This is a genomic window from Roseicella frigidaeris, assembly GCF_003258945.1.
Classification (GTDB): Bacteria; Pseudomonadota; Alphaproteobacteria; order Acetobacterales; family Acetobacteraceae; genus Paracraurococcus; species Paracraurococcus frigidaeris.
Window position 1 is genome coordinate 1 of sequence record NZ_QLIX01000056.1, and the last position, 8,297, is coordinate 8,297.

The following is an 8,297-nucleotide window of genomic DNA, read 5'->3' on the forward strand; positions in this document are numbered from 1 at the left end:
GCGGGCAATCGCCCGGTCGGAGGCGCCCGCCTCGTACTTCAGCCGCAGGATCTCTCGCACACGTCGCATCGACACTCTCTCGGCCGGCATCCCGTCCCCCCCCGCGCAGCACGCCAAGGAGGACCGGGCCCGCCCAAGGGTCGAGCAACACCCCACCCCCGCAGGGGGTGGCCGACTTCAGATCGGAATGGCCGACTTCATCCCGGAATCACCGGCCGANACCGCGCGCCCGGAGGACCTGCTTGCCGCCGTGGAGGGCGCCGGGTACCGCGCTGCCCTGGGCACGGACAAGGTGGCCGCGACCAGGCCGAAGGGGGGCGGCTGCGGATGCGGCTGCTGAGCTGACCGGGAGCATTTCAGCGGGAGGCAGAGTGATGATTCCGACCTGGCTGCACGGTCTTGCCATCGTCGCCCTGCTGCTCGGGGCGCTCTGCGCAGCCGTCATCCTGGTGGACGTGATCCGCCACCCGCAGCACATGGGGATCATGAACGTGGTCTGGCCGGTGACCGCCCTCTTTGGGACGGTCATCGCGCTGTGGGGCTACTTTGCCTACGGCCGCCTGGCCACACACGAGAAGGCGCATGCGGCCATGCAGCGCCACAAGGAGATGCCGAGCAAGAAGGAAACGCCCTTCCCGGTGATGGTGGCCAAGGGCGCCAGCCACTGCGGCAGCGGCTGCACCCTGGGTGACATCATTGCGGAGTGGCTGGTCTTCTTTGTGCCGACAATTGCCATCTGGTTCGGTTGGCGCAGCCTGTTTGACGAGAAATGTTCGCCGTCTGGATCGTCGACTACATTTTCGCCTTCGTCCTCGGCATCGCCTTCCAGTATTTCACCATCAAGCCGATGCGGAACCTGTCGGTCGGCGCGGGCCTGGTGCAGGCGGTCAAGGCCGACGCCCTGTCGCTGACCGCTTGGCAGGTCGGCATGCACGGCTTCATGGCCTTCGCGAGTCTGTATTTCTTCCGCCATCTCCTCGGGGTGCGGCTGGAAACGAACTCGGTCGAGTTCTGGTTCATGATGCAGCTCGCCATGATCTGCGGCTTCGTCACCTCCTACCCCGTGAACTGGTGGCTCATCCGCAATGGCATCAAGGAAAAGATGTAGGCGCCGGAGGGAGCGGGTGCTGCCGCCCGCTCCCTCCGGACCCCGGGACGACGCGCGGTCGCGGCGCCGCATGTCGAGGTGAGATCAGAACCAGGTCCTGATGCCGACCAGGAAGCGGAGGTCGTCTGGGTCGCGTCCTTCTGCGCGCCGCAGGTTCAGCGTGCCGCCGAAGAAGCGCTGGTAGGCCACTCCGATATAGGGCGAGAACTTGCGGTAAACGTCGTAGCGCAGCCTGAGGCCCATATCGATGTCCGACAGGCCCGCGCCCACGCCGCGGCTGCGGTCGAGCTTGGTGTACCAGTTGGTCTCGAACTGGGGTTGCAGGATCAGGCGCTGCGTCAGGTACAGGTCGTAGGAGGCGTCCGTCCGCAGGGCGTAGTGCCCGCTGTCGCTGGCGTACATCGTCGCTTCAACGTTCCAGAAGCCGATGGCGAGCCCCTGGACGCCGAGCGCGGCCCAGGTCCGCCCCGTGCGGTCGTCGAGGTCGTAGCGCATCCCCGCCTGAAGGTCGAAGAAGGTCGTGATCGGCCGATCGTAGAGCAGCTCATGGTCGCCGTCCGAGACCCTGCCCCGGCGCTCCGCGTTGTAGCGCCCCTCGGATTTGAGCCAGAGCTTGTTGTAGTCGTTCCCGACCCATGCCTGTCCGCTCCAGCGGAAATAGGCGCCGTCGCCGAAGCGCCCCTCGAGCTGGTTGAAGATGCCATGGGCGTACACCCGGTTGTCGCGGATGGGATTGCCGTAGGGGGCCGCGCCCTGCAGGGTGTCCGACCCCAGGCCCGTGTCGAACAGCCGCATTTGTGCCCGCGCCTGCGGGGCGGCGAGCAGGATGGCGGCCGCCACCGAGCGGACGGCCCAGGACCGCCCGCGCATCAGGCGTTCCTCGGCAGCACGCGGACGGTGCGGAACATCCCCGCCTCGAAGTGGTAGAGCACGTGGCAGTGCAGTGGCCATTGCCCGGTCGCCACCGGAGTGACCAGCAGGCTGATGTCCTCCCCAGGCTGGATGTTGACGGTGTGCAGGTAGGGGCAGTGGTCGCCCTGGCCGTTCTCCAGCACCATCCACATGCCGTGCAGGTGAAAGGGGTGGTTCATCATCGTGTCGTTGATGAAGCGCAGCCGGAAGCGCTCGCCGAGGGTTACGTCGACGGGCCCGACCTCGGAGAACTTCTTGCCGTCCAGGCCCCAGATGAACCGCCGCATGTTGCCGGTCACGTGCAGCAGGACCTCCCGCATCGGCGGGCGCAGGTCCACGCCGCGGTGGACCGAACGAAGGTCGGCGTAGGTCAGCACCCGGCGGTTCAGATGGTCGAGGCCGTCGCCCGCCTGGCCGATCCGCCGTGTCGGCGTCTTGGCGACGAACAGGCTCTCCACCCCTGTCCCGGGTGACTTCGGCGGATGCTCCGTCTTCTGCTGCCCCCTCCTTGCGGTCGGCATGGAATGGCCGTCGTGCATGCCGTGGCCGCCTTGCATGGAGGGCATTAGGCCGCCGATGCGCGAGCTGACATCAGGGGGAGAGGCCCCGATCTGCCCGGGCGCCATGTCCGGCATGCCCATGTCGGTCATAGTGCGGAGCGGGCGGTCGTCCATCGGTGGGATCGGCGCCTCCATGCCGTCGCGCGGCGCGAGGGTGCCGCGCCCGTAGCCGCTGCGGTCCATGCTCTGGACGAAGATGGTGTAGGCGCGGCCCTCGCGCGGCCGCACGATGACGTCGTAGGTCTCGGCCACGCCGATGCGGAACTGGTCGACGGGCACGGGGACGACGTCGTTGCCATGGGCGTGCACCACCTCCATGGTCAGGCCCGGCAGGCTGATGTCGTAGAAGCTGACGGCCGAGGCGTTGATGAAGCGCAGGCGCACCCGCTCCCCGGGGTGGAACAAGGCGGTCCAGTTGGCCTCCGGCGGGAAGCCGTTGACCAGGTAGGTGTAGGTGTAGGCGGTAGGCGCCTGGACGTCGCTCGGGTCCATGCGCATCCCGGCCCAGCGCAGGCGCTCCTTGACCGTCATGCCAAGCCCACTCTGCGCCGCGTCGGCGAAGAAGGCGCCGACGGTGCGCTTGTGGAAGTTGTACATGTCGCTCTGCTGCTTGAAATTGTTGGCGATGACGTGCGGGTCCTCGTCCGTCCAATCGCTCAGCACGACGACATAGTCGCGGTCGGCCTTGATCATGGGCTCGCCCGCCGGGTCGATGATCAGCGCGCCGTAGGCCCCCTTCTGCTCCTGGTAGCCCATGTGGCTGTGGTACCAATAGGTGCCGCTCTGGAGCACGGGGAAGCGGTAGGTGAAGGTCTCGCCCGGCTGGATCCCGGGGAACTGGAGTCCCGGCACGCCGTCCATCGGGTTCGGCAGGATGATGCCGTGCCAGTGCAGCCCGGTCATCTCCGGCATTCGGTTGGTCACATGGAGGGTGACGACGTCGCCTTCCCGCCAGCGCAGCGTCGGCCCCGGCACGCCGCCGTTGATGGCATTCGCCCAGGAACGCGTGCCGGTCATGTTGATCGGCTGGCGGTCCACGGTGAGGTCGAACGCCCTGCCGGGCTGCACGGATGGTTCTTCCGGGCTGGCCAGCGTGAAGTTGGTGCGGGCGCCAGCCGCCGCGGCGCGCGTGGGGGCAAGGAGGGAGGCTGCGCCGATGGCCGCCGTGCCCTGCAGAAGGTGACGGCGGCCGAGGAGCGGGCGCATGGCCGTGTGAATCATGGGAGAGGTCTCCAGGAACTGCACTGGACGACGGAGGCGGCGGCGCGCGCGGTCATGGTCCGGCGCGCACGGAGTTGCCGGGCTGCGTTCCCATCGTGCGCCGCATTTGGTCGCACCGCGTCCGGAGGTCCTGGTCGGCGGCGGAAGGGCTCTCCGCCGAGCGGCCCGTGAGCGCGTCGCAGGAGCGCAGCATGGAGGCGAGGTCGGGGCCGTCCACGCCGGGGACACCGTATCCCCGGATCGGCGCGGGCGCCGCCTGTCTCGACGGCCCGGAAACCTGCATTGCCGGTGAGCACGCCGCCAGGGCGGCGACAAGGGCGGCTACCACTGGCACGGGCCAGCGACTCAGGGCGGTTCTCCTGCAATCCACGCTGGCTGTGGCAGAGGATTCTGGCGACGACAATGAAGCGGGCGCCGCCTTCGCCAGAGCCTGGATCAGCACTAGGAATGCCAAGGCAACAGCTCCCCTCCGCCACTCGTTCAAGCCCCACGTGAACGCAGCGTTACGGAAGCCGTTGGTGCCGACTTTTATGACAAAACATGTCTGATATCCGCTGCGCGGTGTCTTGGGACACGGGACGCGTGTGCGGGCGTGGCCGCCGACTTGGCCTTGGCAGTTGTTGCATGGGCCCCGAGCGAGTGCTTCAGCGCATCAGGCTTCCGCCTCCACGACGGTGACGGAGCATTCCCGTCCGGGCCAGGCATCGCAGGCGAAGTTTACCACTTGGCCGGGTTGCAGACCTGCGGTCGGCAGGTCGGCGACATGGAGGCCGAGGAGGCCCGGCGTGGTCGGCGTCTCCGACGCTTCCCGCCAACCGTCGATGCCCCACCGCAGCACCGCGGGCGCCTCGTGCAGGACTCGCAGGGCCTGCCCCGCCCGGATCGTCGCCACGGGCATTCGCGGGGACCAGTGCGCGCAAGTCGGGCGCGGCCTGCGCCCCGCGTAGCGCAGCCACACCGCCTCCGGCCTGTCCACCGGGCGCTCCTCCCGCAGGCTGACGGCCAGCTTGACGAACTCGGCGTGCGCCCAGACCAGCGGCATCGCTGAGCCGGAGGGGCGACCGGGATGGAGGCCCTCGCGCGGCCGCGGGTCGCCGTCCCACACCTGCTCCGGGATGAGGCCCAATCGGCCGCTGACAGCGGCCATCGTGCGGAGGTAGGGCTCGGCGTCCTCGTGGGCGAGGAGCGCATAGTGGCCGCGCTCCCCGGCCAGCAGCGGCCAGGGCCGCCCCATGCCCGTTCCGTCATACGGCCGCCCGTCCGGGTGCTCGCCATAGCCGTCGCCGATATACCGACGCCAGAGCGGCCCGCTCGGTGTCTCGGCCCGCAACAGCGCGTCCACGAGCGCGATGCTGTTCCGCACCAGCGGATCGTCCGGCTGCCGGAGCCCGAAGCGCACCAGTTGCAGGAAGTCGGTCGAAACCTGCTCCGCCGCTGGCAGCCCCGGGTCGCGGTCCCGGTTCTTCAGGGGCACGATGTCCTGGAGCGCCGTGCGGTCCGAGATGACGCGGGCAGGGGCGACCCGGACGTAGTGGGCGCCGACCCCGTGCGTGCGTGCGAGTCTCGTGTCCTCGACCGCGCACCACTCCTCGATGTGCGCGTTCCAGTCGTCGGCCAGCAGGAGGACGTCGCCCCGCTCGGACTCATCCAGGAACCCGGCGCCGCAGACCAGCGCCGCTATGGCGACGGCTAGGGTGAAGGTGTTGATTCCGGCCGTCTCCTCCCAGCGGTCCTGGTCCGTCGAGGGGCCCTGCCGGACGATGAAGGCCAGCGCCCGGCGCACCATGTCCCGCGCCTCGATGCCGCCGAACGCCTCGTGCTCGGCGAGCGCCGCAGCGAGCAGAACGGGGAACGCCACCTCGTCGAGCTGAATGCCGCTCCAGCGGGGCGTGCCGCCGAGCCACTGGTTCTGCGCCCAGCGCCCATCCTCGAGCTGCGTCGCGATCAGGTAACGGATGATGTCCCGTGCCTCCTCCTCCGCCCCGAGTTCCAGGAGGGCGCCCGCGCTCTCCACCAGGTCGCGCGGCCAGACGAGGTGGTAGCCGCCGATGTCGTCGGTGGAATTGCCCCAGGGGATGCTGAGGCTGGCCACCATGGCGCCCGGGTAGGTCTTGTCCTGGTGCGCCTTGAGCACCATCGCCGAGAGGTGGACCTTCTCGTGGAACTCGCCCGGGAGCCCCTTGGCGTGCGCCTTCTCGGTGTGCCAGGCCTGCCAGGCACGCACCTGCTCGCGCCAGACCGCCTCGAAGGGCTGGACCAGGGCCGAGATGGCGAGCGTCGCCGCCGCCTCCTGGCCGCTGCCGAACCCGAGGGCCAGCACCGCGCGTCGCGGCAGCTTGCCCATGAGCGCGACGTTGCCCGGCCCGGCGCGGTCGTAGGTCCAGGTCATCGCGCCGTGGCGGGCGAAGTCCTGCCAGCCGTCGCTGGCCCCAACATAGCCAGCGCCCGCCGTGCGCCACGCGTCCCGCTGGCTGGCATCGGCTGCCGCGAGGGCCAGGGCGAAGGGGCCCTGCTCGGCGCAGAGCACCACCCGGCCGCGGTTGGTGAAGACCTCGGCCCGGTTGCCCCGGCCGGTGCCGCCGAGGTGCGGCGCGAGCAAGGCGTAGGGCGCCAGGTCACCGTTGCCGGTGAGCTCCACCTCGATGAGCAGGACGTCCCTGTCCGGGTCCGGCGTGATGCGCAGCGCGAGCTCGAAGCGGCTGTGCCGGTGCAGGACCTGCACCGCCGGGATGCCCGGCCCCGGGGTCGAGACCGTATAGTCGGTGCCGCGCTTCACCTCGCTCCAGAAGCCCCGGCCGTCGGCGACGACAAAGCCGAGGTCGCGGATCTGCGGGATGTCCACCCGTGGCCAGTAGACCTCGTTGACGATGCCGTGGCCGACCGTGAACCACAGGCGCGCCGGGCCGAGGCTCGTCCCGACCATGTCCTTGTCGCTGCTGGTCCAAGTCGGCGGTATGCCGGGCACGCCGGGCGCTTCCATGTGACCTCCATCCGAATGTCCCGCCCCGGGCGCGGCGCTGTGGTGGCCCCCGAAGGTGCCCATCCTGGGCTCGAAGCGGCCCGGGCGACCGTTTCACGCTCATCAACCCGCCGTGCGCTGCTTGACCCTCCCACGTTGGAGGCGCGCAGAGTCCCTGCCGGTGTTCGTGCGTCGAGGGAGGAGGAGATGCCGCCGCGCCCGAACCTCGAGAAGCAGATCCTGGCGGTGCTCGAGCGGGCCCTGGCGGAGGGGCAGGCGGGGACGCGGCCGAGCACCTGCTGCGCGCCTTGGAGGCGCTCTGCGGCGATGCGTCGCCGGGTTCGGTCCTGGCGGAGGCCTATCTCAGGGCGGTCGGGGCGCGGGCGCCGGATCGGTCCCGCCACTGAGGGCACCGGAAGCCTGGCCAGCCGAATCCTCGACGTCGGTCAGGCCGGGCACCGCGGTGGCCGCCTCCGAGATGGTGGAGAGCACCGGCCTCTCGACCACGCAGCGGCGCCAGGCGGTGTAGAAGGCGTCCCCGTCCTCCATCCGGGAGCAGACGGCCCGGAGGGCCTGGTAGCCGTCTCGTTCCATCATCTCCTGCTCGGGATCGCGCCCTTCGGTGGCGAGGTCTCGGCACTCCGGGGTAACCTCCCCGTTCTCGATCAGCCGGACCTCGGGGAACATTTCGTCGCGGTCCCAGGACATGTCCCCCGCCCACAGGCCGAGCGGCAGGGCTGCCAACTCGGCCAGCGAGATCAGATCCGTCGGCCATGGATGGCGGCGGCTCTCTGCCAGGTTCCGGGCCGCACCGACATCGAACATCCGTCGGACCGGCTGCAGGTAAGGGGTGCCCACAAATCCTTGGGTGTCGATTTGGTGCTGGACGGCTACCAGCGCCGAGGCGGCGAGCCTCACCATCCCATGGTCGTCGAGGACGGGCCGGACGGGACCTTCCAAGGCAACCAGTCGCGCGAGCACGTCGTCCGGCACCCCCGAAGGGTCGTCCAGTTAGCGGTAGAGCGTCGCCCGGGCGATGCCCAGGTCGGCCGCGCAAGCGGTCTTCCAGCGTCGCCCATAACGGGGGCGAAAAACGGCCTCGCATCGGTCCGGGAAGGCCAACATCAGGAATGTAGCATTTGTCTCATACGCTCACAGTGTCTCAACTGTAGAGGCTTCCCCAGATGGCTCAGGTAGGTCCAGGGGTTGTGTCGCGAGGTCCTTGACTAGGAGGGCGCCGGCGGTGGTGACTCCGGCCCAGCCATGCGGAGCAAGACCCACCGCCCCCTGTCCCGGGCCGAGTTCGACCGGCGCTTTCCGGATGAGGCGGCGTGTGCGGAGCATCTTGCCGCCCTGCGCTGGCCGGAGGGCTTCGTCTGCCCCGCTTGTCAGGGACGGAAGGGCTGGCGGCTGGAGGGGGAGCGCGCACTCTGGGAATGTGGCTTTGCTACTGAATGTTGGCCCAGGCGTGCTGGCGAATTTTGGCCCACCTGCCGTCCCTCAACCTACGGTCTCCCGGGTGACCCGGGGGACCTGG

General features: G+C 69.5%; 6 protein-coding genes and 1 pseudogene. 3 read left to right on the forward strand and 4 right to left on the reverse strand.

Translation table 11 applies throughout. From position 1 onward, the window contains the following. The first annotated feature begins 374 nt into the window (after positions 1–374). Both DOO78_RS26365 and DOO78_RS28330 read left to right on the forward strand, forming a co-directional pair. Positions 375–911, forward strand: coding sequence for a DUF4396 domain-containing protein (locus DOO78_RS26365; protein ID WP_243634805.1), 537 nt, complete (start codon positions 375–377; stop codon positions 909–911). Next, positions 818–1,108, forward strand: a complete 291-nt coding sequence (locus DOO78_RS28330; RefSeq protein WP_243634804.1) for a DUF4396 domain-containing protein — start codon at positions 818–820, stop codon at positions 1,106–1,108. Before DOO78_RS26365 ends, DOO78_RS28330 begins: the two co-directional genes overlap by 94 nt. Positions 1,109–1,192: 84 nt before the next feature. Here the strand turns inward: DOO78_RS28330 and DOO78_RS26370 are convergent, their stop codons facing one another. The 4 genes from DOO78_RS26370 to DOO78_RS26390 all read right to left on the reverse strand — a co-directional run bounded on the left by DOO78_RS26370 (position 1,193) and on the right by DOO78_RS26390 (position 7,753). After that, a complete protein-coding gene (locus DOO78_RS26370; protein WP_111472858.1) occupies positions 1,193–1,978 on the reverse strand; it encodes a copper resistance protein B in 786 nt (261 codons plus the stop codon). Further along, positions 1,978–3,786 carry a copper resistance system multicopper oxidase gene (locus DOO78_RS26375; RefSeq protein WP_111472862.1) on the reverse strand — a complete coding sequence of 603 codons (1,809 nt, stop codon included), beginning with the start codon at positions 3,784–3,786 and terminating at the stop codon, positions 1,978–1,980. The genes DOO78_RS26370 and DOO78_RS26375 overlap by 1 nt, the downstream gene beginning before the upstream one ends. Before the next feature lie 667 nt (positions 3,787–4,453). Next, positions 4,454–6,781, reverse strand: coding sequence for a glycoside hydrolase family 15 protein (locus tag DOO78_RS26385; protein ID WP_207803082.1), 2,328 nt, complete (start codon positions 6,779–6,781; stop codon positions 4,454–4,456). Between the two features lie 342 nt (positions 6,782–7,123). Further along, positions 7,124–7,753 carry a pPIWI_RE_Y domain-containing protein gene (locus DOO78_RS26390; protein ID WP_128080176.1) on the reverse strand — a complete coding sequence of 210 codons (630 nt, stop codon included), beginning with the start codon at positions 7,751–7,753 and terminating at the stop codon, positions 7,124–7,126. A gap of 270 nt (positions 7,754–8,023) precedes the next feature. Here DOO78_RS26390 and DOO78_RS28625 point away from each other — a divergent pair. Further along, positions 8,024–8,200 (forward strand): annotated as a pseudogene (locus tag DOO78_RS28625) (transposase); the annotation flags it as partial. Positions 8,201–8,297: the final 97 nt, after the last annotated feature.

What these genes read in the sequence shown, in the direction of transcription:
- DOO78_RS26365 (WP_243634805.1), top strand. Translation starts at nt 375, where the DNA reads ATGATTCCGACCTGGCTGCACGGTCTTGCCATCGTCGCCCTGCTGCTC.
- DOO78_RS26370 (WP_111472858.1), bottom strand. Translation starts at nt 1,978, where the DNA reads ATGCGCGGGCGGTCCTGGGCCGTCCGCTCGGTGGCGGCCGCCATCCTG.
- DOO78_RS26375 (WP_111472862.1), bottom strand. Translation starts at nt 3,786, where the DNA reads ATGCGCCCGCTCCTCGGCCGCCGTCACCTTCTGCAGGGCACGGCGGCC.
- DOO78_RS26385 (WP_207803082.1), bottom strand. Translation starts at nt 6,781, where the DNA reads ATGGAAGCGCCCGGCGTGCCCGGCATACCGCCGACTTGGACCAGCAGC.